This window comes from Enterobacter sp. IF2SW-B1 (assembly GCF_001743375.1).
GTDB lineage: Bacteria > Pseudomonadota > Gammaproteobacteria > Enterobacterales > Enterobacteriaceae > Enterobacter > Enterobacter bugandensis.
On sequence record NZ_MJAA01000001.1, the window covers coordinates 824,680 to 845,640 of the forward strand.

The 20,961-nt window shown below is 58.6% G+C and carries 20 protein-coding genes and 1 riboswitch; of the genes, 11 read left to right on the forward strand and 9 right to left on the reverse strand.

Annotated features, from left to right (window positions below):
• Window positions 1–16: 16 nt before the first annotated feature.
• Genes A6013_RS04040 through A6013_RS04050 form a run of 3 tightly spaced genes read left to right on the forward strand, consistent with a single transcriptional unit; the run spans window position 17 to window position 4,081 of the window.
• The gene (locus A6013_RS04040) at window positions 17–2,560 is read left to right on the forward strand and encodes a fimbria/pilus outer membrane usher protein (protein ID WP_139128217.1); all 2,544 of its coding nucleotides are present in this window, start codon (window positions 17–19) and stop codon (window positions 2,558–2,560) included.
• Window positions 2,561–2,582: 22 nt separating this feature from the next.
• The gene (locus tag A6013_RS04045; RefSeq protein WP_069732600.1) at window positions 2,583–3,572 is read left to right on the forward strand and encodes a fimbrial protein; all 990 of its coding nucleotides are present in this window, start codon (window positions 2,583–2,585) and stop codon (window positions 3,570–3,572) included.
• A 5-nt stretch (window positions 3,573–3,577) separates the two neighbouring features.
• Window positions 3,578–4,081 carry a fimbrial protein gene (locus A6013_RS04050; RefSeq protein WP_047368144.1) on the forward strand — a complete coding sequence of 168 codons (504 nt, stop codon included), beginning with the start codon at window positions 3,578–3,580 and terminating at the stop codon, window positions 4,079–4,081.
• Here A6013_RS04050 and dinG read toward each other — a convergent pair.
• Entirely contained in the window at window positions 4,068–6,245 is a 2,178-nt protein-coding gene (gene dinG / locus A6013_RS04055; protein WP_063449288.1) for an ATP-dependent DNA helicase DinG, read from the reverse strand. The two genes, A6013_RS04050 and dinG, sit on opposite strands and share 14 nt — an antisense overlap.
• Before the next feature lie 97 nt (window positions 6,246–6,342).
• Entirely contained in the window at window positions 6,343–7,725 is a 1,383-nt protein-coding gene (gene rhlE, locus A6013_RS04060; RefSeq protein ID WP_028012434.1) for an ATP-dependent RNA helicase RhlE, read from the reverse strand.
• 206 nt (window positions 7,726–7,931) lie between these two features.
• Between rhlE and cecR the strand changes: the two genes are divergently transcribed.
• Genes cecR through A6013_RS04085 form a run of 5 tightly spaced genes read left to right on the forward strand, consistent with a single transcriptional unit; the run spans window position 7,932 to window position 13,572 of the window.
• Window positions 7,932–8,606, forward strand: a complete 675-nt coding sequence (cecR, locus tag A6013_RS04065; protein ID WP_045630915.1) for a transcriptional regulator CecR — start codon at window positions 7,932–7,934, stop codon at window positions 8,604–8,606.
• A complete protein-coding gene (gene hlyD / locus A6013_RS04070; protein WP_049136972.1) occupies window positions 8,606–9,601 on the forward strand; it encodes a secretion protein HlyD in 996 nt (331 codons plus the stop codon). Before cecR ends, hlyD begins: the two co-directional genes overlap by 1 nt.
• A complete protein-coding gene (locus A6013_RS04075; RefSeq protein ID WP_041910725.1) occupies window positions 9,594–11,333 on the forward strand; it encodes an ATP-binding cassette domain-containing protein in 1,740 nt (579 codons plus the stop codon). The genes hlyD and A6013_RS04075 overlap by 8 nt, the downstream gene beginning before the upstream one ends.
• Entirely contained in the window at window positions 11,323–12,456 is a 1,134-nt protein-coding gene (locus tag A6013_RS04080; protein ID WP_047362734.1) for an ABC transporter permease, read from the forward strand. Before A6013_RS04075 ends, A6013_RS04080 begins: the two co-directional genes overlap by 11 nt.
• Window positions 12,457–12,465: 9 nt before the next feature.
• Window positions 12,466–13,572, forward strand: a complete 1,107-nt coding sequence (locus A6013_RS04085; RefSeq protein ID WP_041910726.1) for an ABC transporter permease — start codon at window positions 12,466–12,468, stop codon at window positions 13,570–13,572.
• Here the strand turns inward: A6013_RS04085 and A6013_RS04090 are convergent.
• Window positions 13,534–13,944 (reverse strand): YbhQ family protein, encoded by a 411-nt coding sequence (locus tag A6013_RS04090; RefSeq protein WP_028012428.1) that lies wholly within the window; start codon window positions 13,942–13,944, stop codon window positions 13,534–13,536. The two genes, A6013_RS04085 and A6013_RS04090, sit on opposite strands and share 39 nt — an antisense overlap.
• A gap of 133 nt (window positions 13,945–14,077) precedes the next feature.
• On the opposite strand from A6013_RS04090, the gene A6013_RS04095 reads away from it, so the two are divergent.
• From A6013_RS04095 to A6013_RS04105, 3 genes are read left to right on the forward strand one after another with little or no spacing between them, the layout of a single operon-like run.
• Window positions 14,078–14,839, forward strand: a complete 762-nt coding sequence (locus A6013_RS04095) for an endonuclease/exonuclease/phosphatase family protein (RefSeq protein ID WP_028012427.1) — start codon at window positions 14,078–14,080, stop codon at window positions 14,837–14,839.
• Window positions 14,836–16,074, forward strand: coding sequence for a cardiolipin synthase ClsB (gene clsB, locus A6013_RS04100; protein WP_045259955.1), 1,239 nt, complete (start codon window positions 14,836–14,838; stop codon window positions 16,072–16,074). Before A6013_RS04095 ends, clsB begins: the two co-directional genes overlap by 4 nt.
• Window positions 16,074–17,036 (forward strand): YbhN family protein, encoded by a 963-nt coding sequence (locus A6013_RS04105; RefSeq protein ID WP_028012425.1) that lies wholly within the window; start codon window positions 16,074–16,076, stop codon window positions 17,034–17,036. The genes clsB and A6013_RS04105 overlap by 1 nt, the downstream gene beginning before the upstream one ends.
• Before the next feature lie 105 nt (window positions 17,037–17,141).
• Here the strand turns inward: A6013_RS04105 and A6013_RS04110 are convergent, their stop codons facing one another.
• From A6013_RS04110 to moaA, 6 genes are all read right to left on the reverse strand, one after another.
• Entirely contained in the window at window positions 17,142–17,849 is a 708-nt protein-coding gene (locus tag A6013_RS04110; protein WP_010428846.1) for a Bax inhibitor-1/YccA family protein, read from the reverse strand.
• Window positions 17,850–17,913: 64 nt separating this feature from the next.
• Entirely contained in the window at window positions 17,914–18,366 is a 453-nt protein-coding gene (gene moaE, locus A6013_RS04115) for a molybdopterin synthase catalytic subunit MoaE (RefSeq protein WP_028012424.1), read from the reverse strand.
• Between the two features lies 1 nt (window position 18,367).
• Window positions 18,368–18,613 (reverse strand): molybdopterin synthase sulfur carrier subunit, encoded by a 246-nt coding sequence (gene moaD, locus A6013_RS04120; protein ID WP_045259953.1) that lies wholly within the window; start codon window positions 18,611–18,613, stop codon window positions 18,368–18,370.
• The gene (moaC, locus tag A6013_RS04125; protein ID WP_008501142.1) at window positions 18,606–19,091 is read right to left on the reverse strand and encodes a cyclic pyranopterin monophosphate synthase MoaC; all 486 of its coding nucleotides are present in this window, start codon (window positions 19,089–19,091) and stop codon (window positions 18,606–18,608) included. Before moaC ends, moaD begins: the two co-directional genes overlap by 8 nt.
• A 3-nt stretch (window positions 19,092–19,094) precedes the next feature.
• Window positions 19,095–19,607 carry a molybdenum cofactor biosynthesis protein B gene (gene moaB / locus A6013_RS04130; protein ID WP_028012422.1) on the reverse strand — a complete coding sequence of 171 codons (513 nt, stop codon included), beginning with the start codon at window positions 19,605–19,607 and terminating at the stop codon, window positions 19,095–19,097.
• A gap of 24 nt (window positions 19,608–19,631) precedes the next feature.
• Window positions 19,632–20,621 carry a GTP 3',8-cyclase MoaA gene (gene moaA / locus A6013_RS04135; RefSeq protein WP_059357980.1) on the reverse strand — a complete coding sequence of 330 codons (990 nt, stop codon included), beginning with the start codon at window positions 20,619–20,621 and terminating at the stop codon, window positions 19,632–19,634.
• Window positions 20,609–20,742: riboswitch (molybdenum cofactor riboswitch) on the reverse strand. Its footprint overlaps the gene before it by 13 nt.
• Between the last annotated feature and the right edge of the window lie 219 nt (window positions 20,743–20,961).

Sequence of the window (20,961 nt, forward strand, 5' to 3'; positions counted from 1 at the left end):
CGGTAATAAAATAATTATGTACAGCCATAAAAAGCCGTTCACCTGCCGATTGTCTTCATTGCTGGTCATTCTCTGTGGCCTGGCAATGGCGATCTTTGCGCAGCAGGTTATGGCTGATGATTATTTTAACCCTGCCCTGCTGGATATTGATAATCCCCAGCAGGGTAAAACCGATCTGTCCATCTATGAAAAAGGGCCTGGTCAGGCGCCGGGGAAATATGAGGTCGCGGTATTTATCAATAATAATAAAATTGATACCCGCAACGTGACCTTTACGCTTCAGAAAGATTCGCAGGGCAACAGCACGCTGCAGCCTTGCTTTAGCCTTGAGGAATTAAAAAGCCTCGGCATCAAAACCAAAAAATTTCCGCAGCTGATGGCCAAAGGCCAGTGTGCCGATTTACATGTCATTCCTGCGGCATCCGCCACCTTTCGCGTTCGCAACCAGCAGCTGCTGATGAGCATCCCTCAAACGGCGCTGGGCCAGGTGCCTCGCGGTTACATTGACCCGAAAGAGTTTGACGAAGGGATCACTGCGGGCCTGCTTAATTACAGCGCCAATGCCAGCCACAGCCGCGCGCGACAGCACGGTGAGCAGGATAACAGCAGCCAGTACGTTAACCTGCGCCCAGGCCTGAACGTTGGCGCATGGCGCATTCGCAACTATTCCACCTGGAATCGCAGCACCACGGGCCATGAGGAGGAGCAGAAATTCACCTCCGTTTATACCTATGCGCAACGCGATATCGTGGCAATGAAAAGCGACATCACCGTCGGCCAGAGCTCATCCCCTGCCGACGTGTTTGACAGCGTTCCCTACACCGGGGTGGAGCTGAAATCCGACAGCGACATGCTGCCGGACAGCGAGAAAGGCTACGCGCCGATTATTCGCGGCACGGCCCACAGCAACGCGCTGGTGGTGGTTCGCCAGAACGGCTACGTCATTTATCAGAACACGGTCGCGCCGGGCGCCTTCGAAATTAACGATCTCTACCCCACCGGCAGCAGCGGCGACCTGCAGGTTACCGTGAAAGAGACCGACGGCAGCGAAAGCCATTTTGTCGTGCCGTTTGCCTCCGTGCCGGTCTTGCAGCGTGAAAAAAACCTGCGCTACAGCGTGACCGCCGGGCGTTATCGTTCCTATGACAACGATGTCGAAAAGACCCCGTTTGCCCAGGGCAGCGCCATCTACGGTTTACCCTACGGTATCACCGCCTACGGCGGCGTTCAGCAGAGCAGCCATTATCAGTCTCAGGCGGTGGGCGTCGGGAAAAACATGGGCGATTTAGGCGCCTTCTCCATTGACGTCACTCGCGCCAAAGCCCTGCTGAAAAAACAGCAGGCCAGCAAAGGCCAGTCGTGGCGCGTGCGCTACAGCAAAGATATCGCCCAGTCAGGCACTAACTTCTCGCTGGCCGGCTACCGCTATAACAGCAAAGGGTTTTACACCCTGGAAGACACCATGGAGTCGTATACCCGCTCTGACGACTGGTCTGAACCGCAGCAGCGCCGCGCCCGTACCGAAGCCACCGTCGACCAGACGCTGCCGGAAGGCTGGGGTTCCGTAACCCTGAGCCTGGTGAAAGAGACCTACTGGACCCAGAGCCAGGACATGACCTCGGTGAGCGTCAGCTACAACAACAGCTGGCACGGCGTGAGCTACAGCCTCAGCTACAGCATGAACAAAAACACCCGCGACAGCGACGAAGACGGCAATGAGGTGACGAACGACAACCAGTTCGCGCTGAGCGTCTCGGTGCCGCTGGACCACTGGATGCATAACACCTGGGCCACCTACAACCTGAACAACACCAAAGATGGCACCACGCAGAATATCGGTCTGAACGGCACGGCGCTGAAAGAAGATAACCTCAACTGGAATATTCAGGAGGGGGTGAGCAGTACCGGCAGCGGCAACTCCACCAGCCTCAACGCCGATTACAAAGCAACGTACGGCGAATTGAGCGGCGGCGTCAGCCAGGACAAATATCAGCAGACCGTGAACGTCGGTCTGCAGGGCGGCGTGGTTGCCCATGCGAACGGCATCACCCTGAGCCAGCCGCTCGGTGAGACCATCGCGCTGGTGAAAGCGCCGGGCACGCACGGGACGCATATCACTAATCAGACCGGCGTTGAAACCGACTTCCGCGGCTACACCGTTGTCCCGTATGTGACCGCGTATCGCCACAACACCATTGCGCTGGATACCGAAACGCTGCCGGACAATGCCGACGTCACCCACGCCGCGCAGGTCGTCACCCCAACTCGCGGGGCTGTGGTGCGCGCCAGCTTTAACACCCGCGTGGGCAACCGCGTGCTGATGACGCTGACGCACAACGGCAAACCGCTGCCGTTCGGCGCGACGGTCACCACAGAGGATAAGGACAGCGAGTTTATTGTGGGTAATGACGGCCAGACCTATCTTTCGGGTCTGCCGCAGCAGGGGCATCTCGCCGTTTCCTGGGGACAGGACGCGAGCGAGCACTGCATCGCTGACTATGCGCTAACGGATGAGAAAGAGAAAACCAGCATCATTAACGCTGCCGCGCAGTGTCATTGATTCACCGTTCAGGCTAACGACTATGCAAATGATAAAACAATGCTTTTTCTTACTGATTCTGGGCACCGCGGCATTATTTATGCCGCATGCGAAGGCTGACTGCACTACGCCCGATATGCCGAAAATGATCAACGTTGCCACCATTTCGGTCCCGACGACGCTGGCAGTAGGCGCTACCATTCCCGGTACGGAGCAGACTGTGCACGTCGCGGGTAACTGCAACCATCCTTACGAAAGCGGGATGGAAATCATCTCCTGCTATTACGGAAGTGGTTCGGAGATACCCGGGTTGACCGGCGTTTATGACACAGGCGTGCCTGGAGTCGGCATTGCCTTAAGGAACGACCAGGGCCAGCGCATTTCAGGCGGGGGAAAGGTCGCCTGCGATTCCCGCAGTACGCCCATCGGCTATGTCTCGACCGATGGATATCAGTCCTTTGATTTTAACGTCACACTTGAGCTGGTTAAAACCAGTGATGCGGTACAGTCCGGCACGCTGCTTCAGGCGCAAACAGAGTTCGGTATTGGCGTATATGGCAACGACGGCATTGGTTCACCCAATGTTATCTCCTACGCAGGAAACGTTAACTTCCAGAACGTCACCTGCTCCGTTTCCCCAAAAAACCTGACCATTAATCTGGGCGACTTCCCGGTCAGCGATTTTATTAGCGTGGGGATGTTATCAAGCCCGGCGCAAAACTTTGACGTGACGGTGAACTGCAACAGCAACGTGCAGCCTGAAGTGAAGGTCACCAGTTCAAATGGTTATGAACCGGGGTCAGCAGGGGTGATCAAACTCACCCGGCAGCCCGGCATGGCAACCGGCGTCGGGGTCAGAATGCTGGTTGATAACCAACTCGCCACCTTTGATACCTATGTGAACACCCAAAGCCAGGCAATCGCCAACCAGACGCTGGCGATCCCGTTCGAGGTTCGCTACGAACAAACCAGTGATGTCGTGACGCCAGGCCCCGCCAACACCGTTGCCACCGTTACCCTCGCTTATAAGTGACGCTCATGAAAAAAACAGCTTTGATGCTGGCGCTGGGCCTGATAGCCCAGGCCCACGCGGATGATATTCAGATCCAGATGACGGGGAATATTTACGCCAACACCTGCGTCATTGACAGCGCCAGCCGCAACCTGACGGTAGATTTAGGCCAGGCAGTATCAGGTAATTTTAAAGATGTAGGGGATACCGGCGAGTGGAAAGATTTTTCGCTCTCGGTATCGCACTGTCCCGCCACGCTGGCGCTTGCCACGGCCTATTTCTACGGCCAGGCAGACAGCGTGCATCCGACCAAATTCGCCAACACCGGCAGCGCGAAGGGGCTGGCGCTGGAGCTGGCCGACCGACAGGACAAGATCCTGATCGCCCCGCAGGCGGCGTTTAACGTGCCGATTAACCCGGCTGACCACACGGCCACGTTTCCGCTCTCCGCCCGCTATTACGCCACGTCTATGCCCGTCTCCGCAGGCACGTTCAGCAGCGTGATTCAGGTGACCTTTACTTACCAGTAGGACCGCGCCCCTTAGCACGGATGCTTTTCCTGCGCCCGGCGGCCAGTTTTGCCGGGCGTTTTTTTACTTCAGGCACCTCCGGCTGCTCAATCGGAAAGATCGGCAGCGCGTTCAGCAGCCGCTGACCGTAGTTTTTGGTGAGCAAACGCTTGTCGTAAATCACTACCTCACCCCAGCAGCCGTGGCTACGAATAAGACGTCCCACCTGCTGAATCAGGTTAAACGACGCCGCAGGCAGGCTCTGCACCTCAAACGGATAGCGGTTGAGGCTTTTCAGCCACTCGCCCTCGGTGATCACCACCGGGCTGTCGATGGGCGGGAAGGCGATCTTATGGATATGCACCTGCGTCAGGTAATCCCCCTTCAAATCCAGCCCTTCAGCAAAGGACTGTAGCCCCACCAGCACGCTGCGCTCGCCGTTATCAATACGTTTGCGGTGCGTTTCCACCAGCCGGTAACGGGGCTGGTCGCCCTGCACCAGCAGGAGTAAACGCAGGTCGGTGACGTGCTCCAGGAAGCGCTGCATCGCCCGTCCGCTGGCAAACAGCACCAGCATGCCGGGATATTTTTTACTTTCGACCTGCTCGCGGAAGTAGGCCGCCATCTCCGCAATGTGCTGCTCTTCGTTGTCGATAAGCGGCTCGTATTTCATGCGTGGAATGACCAGCTTGCCCTGCTCGCAGTGGTTGAACGGCGAGTCCAGCGCCACAAAACGATCGCCCGCTTTCTCCTTCAGGCCGCTCATCTCCTGCAACCGTGAAAAGCTGTTCAGAGAGCGCAGCGTCGCAGAGGTAACGACCACGTGCGGCACGCTGCGCCAGATCAGCTTTTCCAGCTGATCGGCCACGCGGATGCCCACGCAGTGGAAAAAGAGGTGAACCTGCCCGTCGCGCACCTCGCGGGTGGCCCATTTGGTGACCGGCGCGCCCGACGCCTGCGCCATCGAGGCCAGTCGCCAGAGCTTGCTCTGGGCTTCGAACATGCCCAGCGCGCGGTTCATCTGCAGCAGAATGCGGTGCAGACGCACCACGTCGTGCGAGCCTGTTTTCTCGCTGAGGTCGTTCAGGAACATCTCCGCCAGCCCGCGCAGCTTTTCGAGATGCTTCGCCAGCTGCTGGCAGATCTCCATCACCTCTTCCGGCAACTCGCCCATCGCGAAGCGGTGTTCTGCCTCCTGGGCTGCCGGAAGATAAAGATTCAGAATGTTGTTCAGAGACGAGATAAGGCTGTAAACCTCTTCGCAGTGGTCGCTCAGACGCTCGGGTACCGCCAGCGGCGGCGTGGTTTTCGGGCGAAACTGCTCCATGCAGGTCGCCACCAGTTTGCAGAACAGATCCAGCTGAAGTCGGAACCACGGAGCGGTGATTTCCGCGCTCATCTCCAGCGCGTCCCGCGCCACGTCAGGCAGGTGGTGGCCTTCATCGAGCACCAGCAGCAGGTTTTTCGGCTCCGGCAGCACCGCTTCGCTCTCCAGCGCCGCCATCACCAGCGCGTGGTTGGCGACAACCACCTCCGCCTCCTGGATCTCGCGCCGGGCGACGAAGAACGGGCATTCCCGGTAGTAGTGACAGTTGCGGTTCAGGCAGCTTGCTTTATCGGTACTGAGCCTGCGCCACAGGTCGTCGCTAATCGCCAGGCTGGTATGATCCCGCAGGCCGTCCCACTTATAGCCGTCGAGCTCGGCTTTCAGCTTTGCGCACTGTTCCTGCTCGGCTTTATTGTTTGGCGTCAGCTCGTCATCCAGAAAGGCGAGCAGATCCTGCTGCGAGGGCTCGCTGCTGGCCAGCGCCGCCAGGTTACGCGGACAGACGTAGCGCCCGCGCCCAAAGGCGGCGGTGAAGCGGAGATCGGGGATGATTTTGCGCAGCAGCGGCAAATCTTTGCTGAAGATCTGGTCCTGCAAGGCCACGTTCGCAGTGCTGACCACCAGCGTTTTGTCCTCTTCCCGCGCAATAGCGATGCCGGGAATGAGATACGACAGGGTTTTCCCAACGCCGGTCGGGGCTTCAATCGCCAGATGTCGCCCGTCGTCCCCGGCGAGCGTTTTTGCCACGTCGGCAATCATCTGCCGCTGCGGCGCTCGGGGGATAAAATCGGGGATCTGCTGCTGAAGCGCCTTATACCAGGCGCCTATTTGCGCTTTCAGCGCCGCGGTTAAAGCCATTGGAAAACCTGAAATACTGTATAAACAGCCACTATTGTGGCACTTTCTCTTCGCCGTCGCAAAAAGAAAAGCCCGGCTTTACGACCGGGCTTCCAGATTACTGCGGGTTAGCAGGCTTGCGCGGGCGGCGTCGGCGCTGCCCCTCGCCTGCCGGTTTCCCTTCGCCGCTGCGCCACGGGCTTTCACCGGCCGGCTTGCCGTCGTTATTACGACGCGGCGGTTTGCCGGATGACTTCGGCGCGCCACCTTCAGCACGACGCGGCTGCTGGCCGCGACCACCGCCGCCCTGACCGCGACCACCACCCTGACGACCGTTCTGAATCGGCTCCGCTTTGATGGACGGGTCCACTTCATAGCCCGGGGTTTCGATGCGCGGGATCTCTTTCTTCAGCAGGCGTTCGATGTCGCGCAGCAGCTTGTGCTCGTCCACGCAGACCAGAGAGAGCGCCTCACCTGTTGCTGCCGCACGGCCGGTACGACCGATACGGTGAACGTAATCTTCCGGGACGTTTGGCAGCTCGTAGTTCACCACGTGCGGCAGCTCTTCAATATCGAGGCCACGGGCAGCGATGTCGGTCGCCACCAGTACGCGGATGTCGCCGGACTTGAAGTCCGCCAGCGCGCGGGTACGCGCGCCCTGGCTCTTGTTACCGTGGATCGCCGCGCTGCGGATGCCGTCTTTATTCAGCTGTTCCGCCAGGTGGTTGGCACCGTGCTTGGTGCGGGTAAAGACCAGCACCTGCTGCCAGTTGCCCTGACCGATCATCTGGGAGAGCAGCTCCCGCTTGCGCTTTTTATCCACAAAGTGAACGTGCTGCGTCACCTGCTCGGAAGCGGTGTTGCGGCGCGCCACTTCCACTTCCAGCGGGTTATGCAGCAGCTTTTCCGCCAGCGCCTTGATCTCATCGGAGAAGGTCGCGGAGAAGAGCAGGTTCTGGCGACGCGGCGGCAGCTTCGCCAGCACGCGACGAATATCATGAATGAAGCCCATATCGAGCATGCGGTCGGCTTCGTCCAGCACCAGAATTTCAATGCTGTCGAGCTTCACCGCGTTCTGGTGTTCCAGATCCAGCAGACGGCCCGGCGTTGCCACCAGCACGTCCACGCCGCCGCGCAGCTTCATCATCTGCGGGTTAATGCTCACGCCACCGAAAACCACCAGCGAGCGAATGTTGAGATAGCGGCTGTACTCACGCACGTTCTCGCCAATCTGGGCTGCCAGCTCGCGGGTTGGGGTGAGGATCAGCGCGCGCACCGGACGACGGCCTTTGGCGTGCGGCTGGTTTTTTACCAGCAGCTCTAACAGCGGCAGGGTAAAGCCCGCGGTTTTACCGGTGCCGGTCTGGGCGCTGGCCATCAGGTCACGGCCCTGAAGCACGGCCGGAATAGCCTGCTGCTGGATAGGGGTTGGCTCAACGTAGCCCTGCTCTGCGATCGCGCGCAGAATTTCCGGGTTCAGGCCAAGGGAATCAAAAGACATAAAAACTCCGAACCGCCCCGACCATCACAGGTGTAGTTTTCAGGGAGATATCACGAATAGAAGGACAAAAACCACAATGTCGCGAAGGTGCGGAGTGTAGCAGCTTTTGTGACGTGGCGCATAAAATATCCCTGTCGTATCCCTCGACGATTTAGCGATTCAGGTATAATTTTTAATCAATCGATTGATTAATTTTTAATGCCGACATGAATACGACACCGACGACAACCAAAGGTGAACAGGCCAAAAGCCAGCTTATCGCCGCCGCGCTGGCGCAGTTTGGCGAGTATGGCCTGCATGCCACCACGCGGGATATCGCCGCCCAGGCCGGGCAAAACATTGCGGCCATTACCTACTATTTTGGCTCAAAAGAGGATTTATACCTCGCCTGCGCCCAGTGGATTGCCGATTTTATTGGCAACAATTTTCGCCCGCACGTTGAGGAGGCCTGCGCGCTGCTGAGCCAGCCGACGCCGGATCGTACCGCTATCAGGCAACTTATTCTCAATGCCTGCCACAATATGATCCGCCTGCTGACGCACGACGATACGCTCAACCTGAGCAAATTTATCTCCCGCGAGCAGCTCTCCCCCACTGCCGCTTATCAGCTGGTACACGATCAGGTGATTGCCCCGATGCACACCCATCTGACCCGGCTGATTGCCGCCTACACCGGGCGGGACGCCAGCGATACCGACACCATTTTGCATACCCACGCCCTGCTGGGCGAAATTCTCGCCTTCCGTCTGGGGCGTGAAACCATCCTGTTACGTACGGGCTGGGCACAATTCGATGAGGATAAAGCCGCGCAGATTAGCCAGGTCATCACCTGTCATCTCGATCTGATCCTGCAAGGCTTAACGCAAAGGAGCCTGAAGTGATGAAAAAACCTGTCGCCATCGTTCTGGTGGTTGTTGTTTTGCTTGCCGCGGGAATCGGTGGCTGGCTGTGGTATCAGAGCCAGCAGGATCGGGGCCTGACACTGTACGGTAACGTGGATATTCGTACCGTGAATATGAGCTTCCGCGTCGGCGGGCGTCTCGCCTCGCTGAGCGTTGACGAAGGCGACGCCATCAAAGCCGGGCAGACGCTGGGCGTGCTGGATAAAGCTCCCTTTGAGAACGCGCTGATGCAGGCAAAAGCCGGCGTCTCCGTCGCCCAGGCGCAGTATGACCTGATGCTGGCAGGCTATCGCGATGAGGAGATTGCCCAGGCCGCTGCCGCCGTTAAGCAGGCCAAAGCCGCCTACGACTACGCGCAGAACTTCTATAACCGCCAGCAGGGACTGTGGAAAAGCCGCACCATTTCCGCCAACGATCTGGAAAACGCGCGGTCATCCCGCGACCAGGCGCAGGCGACGCTGAAATCCGCGCAGGATAAATTAAGCCAGTACCGCTCCGGTAACCGCGAGCAGGACATCGCCCAGGCGAAGGCCAGCCTCGAGCAGGCGCAGGCGCAGCTTGCCCAGGCGGAGCTGGATCTGCACGACACTATCTTAACCGCCCCATCTGACGGCACGCTGATGACCCGCGCGGTAGAGCCGGGCAGCATGCTCAGCGCGGGCAGTACCGTCTTGACGCTGTCCTTAACCCGTCCGGTATGGGTGCGGGCCTACATTGATGAGCCGAATCTCGGCCAGATGCAGCCGGGCCGCGAGCTGCTGCTTTATACCGACGGTCGCCCGGATAAGCCGTATCACGGCAAAGTGGGCTTTGTCTCTCCTACCGCCGAATTCACCCCAAAAACCGTTGAAACGCCGGATCTGCGTACCGACCTCGTGTACCGCCTGCGCATCATCGTCACCGACGCGGACGACGCGCTGCGTCAGGGCATGCCTGTTACCGTAACCTTAAACGACGGGGAACGACATGAATGATGCGGTTATCCAGCTCAACAATCTGGTCAAACGCTTCCCTGGAATGGATAAACCGGCGGTCGCGCCGCTGAACTGCACCATTCAGAAAGGCTACGTGACCGGACTGGTGGGCCCGGACGGCGCGGGCAAAACCACGCTGATGCGGATGCTGGCGGGACTGCTGAAGCCGGATGAAGGCTCGGCCAGCGTGCTTGGCCTTGACCCGATAAAAGACGACGGCGCGCTCCACGCCATGCTCGGTTATATGCCGCAGAAGTTTGGCCTGTACGAAGATCTGACGGTGATGGAGAACCTCAATCTGTACGCCGACCTGCGCAGCGTCACCGGTGAAACCCGGCAGAAAACCTTCGCCCGACTGCTCGAATTTACCTCCCTCGGCCCGTTCACCGACCGGCTGGCGGGCAAGCTTTCCGGCGGGATGAAGCAGAAGCTGGGGCTGGCCTGCACGCTGGTGGGCGAGCCGAAGGTGCTGTTGCTCGATGAACCCGGCGTCGGTGTAGACCCGATCTCCCGCCGCGAGCTGTGGCAGATGGTGCACGAGCTGGCGGGCGACGGGATGCTGATCCTCTGGAGCACCTCCTACCTCGACGAAGCGGAGCAGTGCCGTGACGTGCTGCTGATGAACGAGGGCGAACTGCTCTATCAGGGCGAACCGACCGAGCTGACGCACACCATGGCCGGGCGCAGTTTTCTGCTGCACAGCCCGCAGGAGTCCAACCGCAGGCTGCTGCAGCGGGTGCTGAAGCTGCCGCAGGTGAGCGACGGGATGATTCAGGGCCGCTCGGTGCGCGTGATCCTCAAAAAAGAGGCCACCGTCGACGATATTCGCCGTGCGCCGGGCATGCCTGAGATTGAAATGGACGAGACCGCCCCGCGCTTTGAAGATGCGTTTATCGACCTGCTGGGCGGTGCAGGCACGTCGGAATCGCCCCTTGGCGCGATCCTGCACACGGTGGAAGGCACGCCGGGCGAAACGGTGATCGAAGCAAAATCGCTCACCAAAAAATTCGGGGACTTCGCCGCCACCGACAACGTCAACTTTGCGGTGAAGCGCGGCGAGATATTTGGCCTGCTCGGGCCGAACGGGGCGGGAAAATCCACCACCTTTAAAATGATGTGCGGCCTGCTGGTCCCGACGTCCGGCAAGGCGCTGGTGCTGGACATGGATCTTAAAGTCAGCTCCGGCAAGGCGCGCCAGCATCTCGGCTATATGGCGCAGAAGTTCTCGCTGTACGGCAACCTGACGGTCGAGCAGAATCTGCGCTTTTTCTCCGGCGTGTACGGCCTGCGCGGGCGGGCGCAGAATGAAAAAATCCGCCGCATGAGCGACGCCTTCGGGTTAACGAATATTGCGTCCCACGCCACCGACGAGCTGCCGCTCGGCTTTAAGCAGCGGCTGGCGCTGGCCTGCTCGCTGATGCACGAGCCGGATATCCTGTTTCTTGATGAACCCACGTCAGGCGTCGATCCCCTCACCCGCCGCGAGTTCTGGCTGCACATCAACAGCATGGTGGAAAAAGGCGTGACCGTGATGGTCACCACCCACTTTATGGACGAGGCAGAGTATTGCGACCGCATCGGGCTGGTCTACCGAGGCAAGCTGATTGCCCACGGCACGCCGGACGACCTGAAAGCGCAGGCCGCCGACGACGCACAGCCAGACCCGACCATGGAGCAGGCGTTTATCACCCTCATCCACGACTGGGATAAGGAGAATGCTCATGCGCAGTAACGTCCTTTCCTGGCGCCGGGTGCGCGCCCTGTGCATCAAAGAGACGCGGCAGATCGTGCGCGATCCCAGCAGCTGGCTGATTGCGGTGGTGATCCCCCTGCTGCTGCTGTTTATCTTTGGCTACGGCATTAACCTCGACTCCAGCAAGCTGCGGGTCGGGATTTTGCTGGAGCAGCAGAGCGAAGAGGCGCTGGACTTCACCCACGCCATGACCGGCTCACCCTACATTGACGCCACCGTCAGCGACAACCGGCAGGAACTGATCCAGAAAATGCAGGCCGGGAAAATTCGCGGCCTGATCGTCATCCCGGTGGATTTCGCCGCCAACATGGCGCGCCCGGGTGCCGATGCGCCGATTCAGGTGATTACCGACGGCAGCGAGCCGAACACTGCCAACTTCGTGCAGGGCTATGCGGAGGGGATCTGGCAGCTCTGGCAGATGCAGCGCGCCGAAGACCGGGGCGAGACGTTTGAACCGCTCATCGATGTGCAGACGCGCTACTGGTTTAACCCCGCCGCCATCAGCCAGCACTTTATTATTCCGGGGGCGGTGACCATCATTATGACGGTAATTGGCGCGATCCTCACCTCGCTGGTCATCGCCCGCGAGTGGGAGCGCGGCACTATGGAGGCGCTGCTCTCCACCGAGGTGACGCGGGTTGAGCTGCTGCTGTGCAAGCTCATCCCCTACTACTTCCTCGGCATGCTGGCGATGCTGCTCTGCATGCTGGTCGCGGTCTTTATTCTTGGCGTGCCGTATCGCGGCTCGCTGGTGGTACTGTTCTTTATCACCAGCCTGTTTTTACTCAGCACGCTGGGGATGGGGCTGCTCATCTCCACCATCACCCGCAACCAGTTTAACGCCGCGCAGGTGGCGCTCAACGCCGCTTTCCTGCCATCGATTATGCTCTCCGGGTTTATCTTCCAGATAGACAGCATGCCGGCGGTGATCCGCGCTGTGACCTACATCATTCCGGCGCGCTACTTCGTGAGCACGCTGCAAAGCCTGTTCCTGGCGGGGAATATTCCGGTGGTGCTGATTATCAACACCCTGTTTTTGCTGGCGTCGGCAGTGATGTTTATCGGGTTGACGTGGCTGAAAACCAAACGGCGACTGGATTAAGGAGCGCACATGTTTCACCGCTTATGGACATTGATCCGCAAAGAGCTGCAGTCCCTGCTGCGCGAGCCGCAAACCCGCGCCATTCTGGTGCTGCCGGTGCTGCTTCAGGTTTTATTGTTCCCGTTTGCCGCCACCCTTGAGGTAACTAACGCCACCATTGCCATTTATAATGAAGACAACGGCAAACACGCCGTCGAACTGACGCAGCGTTTTGCCCGGGCGAAAGCCTTTACCCACATCCTGCTGCTGAAAAGCCCGCAGGAGATCCAGCCCACTATCGACACGCAAAAAGCGCTGCTGCTGGTGCGTTTCCCGGCGGATTTCTCCCGCAATCTGGACACCTTCCAGACCGCGCCGATGCAGCTGATCCTCGACGGGCGCAACTCCAACAGCGCCCAGATAGCGGCCAACTACCTGCAGCAGATAGTGAAGGAGTATCAGCAGGAGCTGATGGAGGGCAAACCGAAGCCCAATAACAGCGAGCTGGTGGTACGCAACTGGTACAACCCGAATCTGGACTACAAGTGGTTTGTGGTGCCGTCGCTGATCGCCATGATCACCACCATCGGGGTGATGATCGTGACCTCTCTGTCCGTGGCCCGCGAGCGCGAACAAGGCACGCTGGATCAGCTGCTGGTTTCCCCGCTCGCCACCTGGCAGATTTTCGTTGGCAAAGCGGTGCCGGCGCTGATCGTCGCTACCTTCCAGGCCACCATCGTGCTGGGAGTGGGAATTTGGGCCTACGAGATCCCGTTCGCCGGATCGCTGGCGCTGTTTTACTTCACGATGGTGATTTACGGGCTGTCGCTGGTGGGGTTTGGGCTGCTGATTTCAGCGCTCTGCTCCACGCAGCAGCAGGCGTTTATCGGGGTATTCGTCTTTATGATGCCGGCGATTCTGCTATCCGGGTACGTTTCGCCCGTCGAGAACATGCCGGTGTGGCTGCAGGATTTAACGTGGATAAACCCGATTCGACACTTTACGGATATCACCAAGCAGATCTATCTGAAGGATGCGAGTCTGGACATTGTCTGGGGAAGTTTGTGGCCGCTACTGGTCATAGCGGCCACGACGGGGTCAGTGGCCTATGCGATGTTTAGACGCAACATTGCGTAGCTTTTTCTCTTTAGTGAGCAGCGACACTACCGCTGGCCCTGCAAGGATTGCCAGACCCGCGAGGGCCAGCAGCAGGTTGTTTTGCAGCACGCGTGACAGCAGCCACAGCACGATCATCGCGGCACCAAAGTACCAGGTGGTGGTGAGCTCTTCGAGCACATCACCCACCTCGCGCCAGCGCGCGTCATGGTGGCGCTGTAAGAACAGCATCGACAGCACGGTGACGCCATAGAGGACGCATAGCCCTAAGCCAACACGCACCAGCGTGCCGCTCATCAAGCCCATCACCAGTACGGCCACGACCAGTAAATGCAACATTATCTGCCAGCAACTCAAACCCGTTGCGACACGAACACGTTGTTGCCACTTCATGGCTTCTCTCCTGAAGGATTTTTCTCTGCTTAATCAGACTACCGCACTTTACGGAAAATTCCGTAACGCCGCATCTTTTTGTGACGCCGACTACACTTTATTTTCATCGGGATAGTCACCCAGGAAGGTGTTTATGAGCAAAAAAACGCAGCATTTCTCGCTTAAGGTGCTGACGATAAACATTCATAAGGGCTTCACAGCATTTAACCGCCGCTTCATTTTACCGGAGCTGCGCGACGCGGTACGCACCGTCAGCGCGGACATTGTCTGCCTGCAGGAGGTGATGGGCGCGCACGAGGTACACCCCATGCATTTCGAAAACTGGCCCGATACGCCGCACTATGAATTCCTGGCCGACACCATGTGGAGCGATTACGCCTACGGCCGCAACGCGGTCTATCCGGAAGGCCATCACGGTAATGCGGTGCTGTCGCGTTTTCCTATAGAACATTATGAGAACCGGGACGTTTCCGTCGGGGAGAGCGAAAAGCGCGGGCTGCTTTACTGCCGCATCACGCCGCCGGAACTTGACGTTCCGGTTCACGTGGGCTGCGTTCACCTCGGACTGCGTGAAGCCCACCGCCAGGCGCAGCTGCAGATGCTGGCGGACTGGGCCAATGCGCTGCCGGAAGGCGAACCCGTGGTGGTCGCCGGGGATTTTAACGACTGGCGGCAGCGCGCCAACCATCCGCTGAAGGTCAAAGCGGGACTGGAGGAAATTTTCACCCGGGCACATGGTCGTCCCGCACGGACGTTTCCGGTGCGCTTCCCCCTGCTGCGCCTGGACCGCATCTACGTGAAAAATGCGCATGCCAGCAGCCCGACGGCGCTGGCGTTACTGAACTGGCGACATCTTTCCGACCATGCCCCGCTGAGCGCGGAGATCCACTTATGAAATGCACATGGCAGGAAGGTAACCGTATTACGCTGCTGGAAAACGGCGATAACTTTTATCCGGCGGTCTTTGAGGCGATTAGCCACGCACAGCAGAAAGTCTACCTTGAAACGTTTATCTGGTTTGAAGACGACGTTGGCAGGCAGCTGCACAGCGTACTGCTGCATGCCGCCCGGCGCGGGATAAAAATCGAGGCGCTGCTCGATGGATATGGCTCGCCGGATCTTAGCGATGAATTTGTTAACGAGCTCACCGCCGCCGGCGTGGTGTTCCGCTATTACGATCCCGGTCCGCGTCTGTTCGGCATGCGCACCAACCTGTTCCGCCGCATGCACCGCAAAATCGTCGTAGTGGACGAAACGGTGGCGTTCGTGGGCGGCATTAACTACTCCGCCGAGCATATGTCGGATTACGGCCCAGAGGCCAAGCAGGACTACGCGATCCGCATTGAGGGTCCGGTGGTTCAGGACATCCAGCTGTTCGTGCTGGAAAACTTGCCCGGTAAAGAGGCCGCTCGCCGCTGGTGGCGACGCCGTCATCGCCCGGAAGAGAACCGCAAGCCCGGCGAAGCGCAGGCGCTGTTTGTCTGGCGGGACAACGAGGAGCATCGGGACGATATTGAACGTCATTACCTGAAGATGCTGGCCAATGCGAAGCGCGAAGTGATTATCGCCAACGCCTATTTCTTCCCCGGCTACCGTATTCTGCACGCCATGCGCAACGCGGCCCGACGCGGCGTGAGCGTTAAACTGATTGTGCAGGGCGAGCCGGATATGCCGATTGTGAAGGTGGGCGCGCGCCTGCTCTACCGCTACCTGGTGAAAAGCGGCGTGCAGATATATGAATACCGCCGCCGCCCGCTGCACGGCAAAGTGGCCGTCATGGATGACCACTGGGCAACCGTCGGCTCCAGTAACCTCGATCCGCTGAGCCTGTCGCTGAACCTGGAAGCGAACCTGATCATCCACGACCGTCAGTTTAACCAGACCCTGCGGGATAACCTTCAGGGACTTATCCATAAGGACTGTGTGCGGGTGGATGAGTCCATGGTGCCGAAACGGAGCTGGTGGAACGTTGGCATCGGCGTGGTGGTGTTCCACTTCCTGCGCCACTTCCCGGCGATGGTCGGCTGGCTGCCAGCGCATACGCCAAAGCTGGCGCAGGTTGATCCGCCGGTACAACCTGAAATGGAAACCCAGGACCGCGTTGAAGCGGAAGATGGAGGCAAACCCTGATGTCAAAATCTCATCCTCGCTGGCGGCTGGCGAAAAAAATCCTCACCTGGGTATTTTTTATCGCGGTCGCGGTACTGCTGGTGGTCTACGCGCAGAAAGTGGACTGGGAAGAGGTGTGGAAGGTTATCCGCAACTATAACCGGCTGGTGCTGCTGGGTGCCGTAGGGCTGGTTATCGTCAGCTACCTGATGTACGGCTGCTACGACCTGCTCGGTCGCGCCTACTGCGGCCACAAGCTGGCTAAACGTCAGGTGATGCTGGTGTCGTTTATCTGCTACGCCTTCAACCTGACGCTGAGCACCTGGGTGGGCGGCATCGGCATGCGCTATCGCCTGTACTCGCGTCTCGGATTACCGGGTGGCACCATCACCCGCATTTTCTCACTGAGTATCACCACTAACTGGCTGGGGTACATTCTGCTGGGCGGGGTGATTTTCACCATCGGCGTGGTGCAGCTGCCCGCGCACTGGTATATCGACGAGGCCACGCTGCGCATTCTCGGCATCGTGCTACTGCTGATCATCGCCGTGTATCTGTGGGCCTGCGCCTTTGCCAAACGCCGCCATATGACCATTAAAGGGCAGAAACTGGTACTGCCGTCGTGGAAGTTCGCGGTGCTGCAGATGGCGGTATCCAGCGCCAACTGGATGGCGATGGGGGCGATCATCTGGCTGTTGATTGGCGAGGACGTGAACTACTTCTTCGTGCTGGGCGTGCTGCTGGTTAGCAGTATCGCCGGGGTTATCGTGCATATTCCGGCAGGGATTGGGGTGCTGGAGGCGGTGTTTATCGCGCTGCTGGCCGGAGAACATGTTTCACAGGGGACGATTATTGCCGCCCTGCTCGCCTACCGCATGCTCTATTACTTCCTGCCGCTGGCGCTGGCAACGGTCTGTTATCTGGTGCTGGAGAGCCGGGCGAAAAAGTTACGGGCGAAAAATGAGAAGGCAATGGCGAAATAAAAGCAAAACGGCAACTTTGTTGCCGTTTTAAGTGTTTGTTCCCTCTCCCGGGGGAGAGGGTCAGGGTGAGGGCACCAGACCGCACCGCCACCCGGCAAAGCAACCTTAGCGACGGTTGCCGAAAATCCGCAGCAGCATCAGGAACAGGTTGATGAAGTCCAGATAGAGCGTCAGGGCGCCCAGAATCGAGTATTTGCGCAGGTTGGAACTGTCGCGCACGTCGATCTGCTCGCCGATGTTTTTCAGCTTCTGAGTGTCATAGGCCGTCAGTCCGACAAAGACTACTACACCGATATAGGTCACGGCCCACATCAGCGCGTCGCTCTTGAGCCACAGGTTCACCAGCGATGCCAGCACAATCCCGATCAGCCCCATAAACAGCATATTACCTAAGCCGCTCAGGTCACGTTTGGTGGTGTAACCGTACAGGCTCATCACGCCAAACATCCCGCCGGTCACCACGAAGGTGCTGGCGATGGAGGAGTAGGTGTAGACGATGAAAATGCTGGAGAGCGTCAAACCGGTCAGCGCCGAATAGAGCATAAACAGCGTGGTCGCCATTCCGGCACTGAGTTTCTGCACCAGGCCGGAAAGCACAAACACCAGCGCCAGCTGTGCGATAATCAGCCCAAAGAAGGTGATTTTGCTGGAGAAGATAAACATCATCAGCTCAGGCGTGTTGGCCGCATACCACGCGATAAACGCGGTAAGCAGCAGGCCGACCGTCATCCAGCCGTACACCTGCGCCATATACGTCTGCAGCCCGCTACGGGTCTGCTGTACTATTGAATCGGAACGCGGAAATCGGTCCATGATTCACTCCTGATTAAGGTTAAGAAGACACACACGTTAAGAGTAACACATCCACGTAAACCGACTACCAACGGCTGGCGGCCTGTTTATCGCTGTCGCGAGATTCCACCCAGCGATCACCTTCCGGCGTGGCTTCGCGCTTCCAGAACGGCGCTTTGGTTTTGAGGTAATCCATAATGAACTCCCCTGCAGCAAAGGCGCTACCGCGGTGCGCGCTGGTCACGCCGACAAAGACAATCTCTTCGCCGGGCCACATCTCGCCGATGCGGTGGATCACCGTGACCCGCCCGAGCGGCCAGCGGCCTCGCGCTTCATCCACAATTGCCGCCAGCGATTTCTCCGTCATGCCCGGATAGTGCTCCAGCGTCAGCGCTTTTACGCTGTCGCCGAGATTGTGGTTACGCACTTTACCGGTGAACGTAACGACCGCGCCGTCTTCATCGCGCTCCGCCAGCCAGTCATATTCTGTACCGACGTTAAAGCGCTCGGGACCGACCAGAATTCGGGTTTCAGCCATCTTAGCCCCCTGTGACCGGCGGGAAGAAGGCCACTTCATCCCCTTCAGTCAGCGGGTGGGTGAACTCCACCAGCGTCTGGTTAACGGCCGCCAGCAGCTTGCCTTCGTCGAGCGCCAGCGCCCAGCGGTCGCTTTGTGCCGCCAGGTGCGCGCGCAGGGCGGCGACGTTTTCAAAAGAGGCGTCCAGCGTCAGGCTGTCGGTATTGACCAGCTCACGCACCTGGGCGAAAAAGAGCACCTTAATCATGGCTGTCCACCTTAAAATCACCGGATTTGCCGCCGCTTTTCGCCAGCAGACGAACCGGGCCAATCACCATATCTTTCTGCACCGCTTTGCACATGTCGTAGATGGTCAGCGCGGCGACGGAGGCCGCCGTCAGGGCTTCCATCTCCACGCCGGTTTTGCCGGTTAAGCGGCAGAGGGACTCAATACGCACGCGGTTGTGCTCCGGCTGCGCCTGCAGGTTCACTTCCACCTTGCTTAGCATCAGCGGATGGCAGAGCGGGATGAGGTCCCAGGTCCGTTTTGCAGCCTGAATACCGGCGATGCGGGCGGTGGCAAAGACGTCGCCCTTATGGTGACTGCCGTCGATAATCATCGCCAGCGTCTCCGGCAGCATGGTGACGAATGCCTCAGCACGCGCCTCGCGCACCGTTTCGGCCTTGGCGGAGACATCCACCATATGCGCTTCGCCAGCGGCGTTAATGTGGGTCAGTTGTGACATAGTTTACTTCTTCAAATGGGGATGAAAATTACACGGACGGGTACGGGCATCCAGCTGCGGGGCAATAATATTTTCCCACGCGGTGCGGCAGGCTTTGGTCGAGCCCGGCATGGCGAAAATCAGCGTGTTGTTTGCCACGCCGGCCACCGCGCGCGACTGCAGCGTGGAGGTGCCAATCTCTTCAAAGGAGAGCATGCGGAACACTTCGCCGAAGCCTTCCACCTCGCGGTCAAACAGCGGGATCAGCGCCTCGGGGGCCTGATCGCCCGCGGTAAAGCCGGTGCCGCCGGTGATCAGCACCACCTGCACCTCAGCACTGGCGATCCACTGAGAGACCTGCGCACGAATGGCGTAGCGGTTCTCTTTCACAATCGCTTTATCGACGATGGTATGCCCCGCGTCATGGGCCGCCTCACGCAGCCAGTGGCCGGAGGTATCATCCTCTTCTCCACGGCGGTCGGAAACGGTAAGAATAGCAATGCGTGTCGGGATAAATTCTGCGCTGACCTGACTCATCTTCTGGTTCCTTCTAAAGACTGATTACCCGCCGATGTAGGACAGGTTCTGAGTAATGCCGGTATTGCCCTGATGCAGGAAGTGGGTCTGCTTTTTGTGCGTCAGCGCCTCGGAAATGCGTGCTTGAAGTGCGCCCTGTTGGGCATCATCTTCCAGCAGATCGCGAAGATCCACGCCACCGTCGCCAAACAGGCAGAGATGGAGTTTGCCGACGGAAGAGACGCGCAGGCGGTTGCAGCTGGCGCAGAAGTCTTTCTCATAGGGCATGATAAGCCCAATCTCGCCTTCGTAATCCGGGTGACAAAAGACCTGTGCCGGGCCGTCGCTGCGCTGGCGGATCTGGTGGATCCAACCGCGTTTCAGCAGCTCGTCGCGCAACACCATGCCGGAAATATGGTGACGGCGGAACAGTTCGCTGCCCTCGCCCGTTTCCATCAGCTCGATAAAACGCAGTTGAATGGGACGGGATTTAATCCACGCCAGGAAGGTGTCTAGCTGATGGTGGTTTACGTCGCGCATCAGCACCGTGTTGACTTTGACCTTTTCGAACCCGGCGGTAAACGCCGCATCGATGCCGTCCATCACCTGGCGGAACTTGTCCTGACCGGTAATGGCGTGAAACTGCCGGGCATCAAGGCTGTCCACGCTGACGTTGATCGCGGTTAGGCCAGCGTCGCGCCAGTTGGCCACGTCACGCGCCATGCGGTAACCGTTGGTGGTCACCGCGATCTGGCGGATGCGTTCGTTTTCGCGAACGGCGGCAATGATGTCGGGGAAATCGCGGCGCAGGGAGGGTTCGCCACCGGTCAGACGGACTTTTTCGGTACCGAGCTCAGAGAACGCACGCGTGACGCGGCGCACTTCATCCACGGAGAGAAAGCCATTATTGGTGACGCTGCCCGGCTTGTAGCCATCGGGCAGGCAGTAGGTGCAACGGAAGTTGCACACATCGGTAATCGACAGACGCAAGTAGTAAAACTTACGCGCGAAAGCATCAGTAAGTTGTGAAGCCATGTACACCTTTCCAAATCGGGAGGCACAGTCATTTCTTTCTGTACCCTGGTGGCAAATCCGCCACGGCCAGGGCGCCATATCATTCGACACAGGCGCCAGGGCTAGAGTGTATGTTTTCAGTTTTGAAAACGTGGTTATGGCGATAGTAGCGTGGAAATCGACACTCCGCCATTGTCGCTTTTCGCTATATAATTATGTATATAGCGATTCAGTCCTGCATTTTCGCTACAGAATACCTAAAAACCGCATTTTCGCATTGATATACGTCATTTTGCATTGGGTGAGGCATCGTCTTTTGGGGGTAGTTAGGTTACTGTTACGCGATCGAACGTGATAAGGA